Origin of the sequence: Pseudobutyrivibrio xylanivorans (genome assembly GCF_010906925.1) — a bacterium.
In the GTDB taxonomy this organism is placed as follows: Bacteria; Bacillota; Clostridia; order Lachnospirales; family Lachnospiraceae; genus Pseudobutyrivibrio.
Genome location: NZ_VTVE01000019.1, coordinates 1 through 424 on the forward strand (window position 1 = coordinate 1; position 424 = coordinate 424).

The following is a 424-nucleotide window of genomic DNA, read 5'->3' on the forward strand; positions in this document are numbered from 1 at the left end:
ACGTCATCTTCATCCACAAATCAACTTTTGCCTTACCGCTTTCGCCGCCACCACCATTTCCGGATTGCTTTTGCAACTTCCCACTTTCAGCAATACACCCACTATCGCGATGGCCGCCAGCGTTCTGCTGCTGGTGCCGGGATTTCCGTTGATTAATGCCGTCGCCGATATGTTTAAAGGCCACATCAATACCGGACTTGCACGATGGGCGATCGCCAGTCTGCTGACACTGGCTACCTGCGTCGGCGTAGTGATGGCACTGACGATTTGGGGGCTACGCGGATGGGTGTGATCGAATTTCTGTTAGCGTTGGCGCAGGATATGATCCTCGCCGCCATTCCTGCGGTCGGCTTTGCGATGGTGTTCAACGTTCCCGTTCGGGCGTTACGCTGGTGTGCGCTGCTTGGCGCGATTGGTCATGGTT

2 protein-coding genes are annotated in these 424 nt (G+C 55.4%); both read left to right on the top strand.

Annotated features, from left to right (window positions below; translation table 11 throughout):
- On the top strand, positions 1-292 hold a 292-nt coding region (locus F0Q01_RS13705; RefSeq protein ID WP_163927305.1), incomplete at its 5' end, for a threonine/serine exporter family protein.
- A gap of 29 nt (positions 293-321) precedes the next feature.
- The coding region (locus F0Q01_RS14035; RefSeq protein ID WP_420371915.1) for a threonine/serine exporter family protein at positions 322-424 on the top strand (103 nt) is incomplete at its 3' end.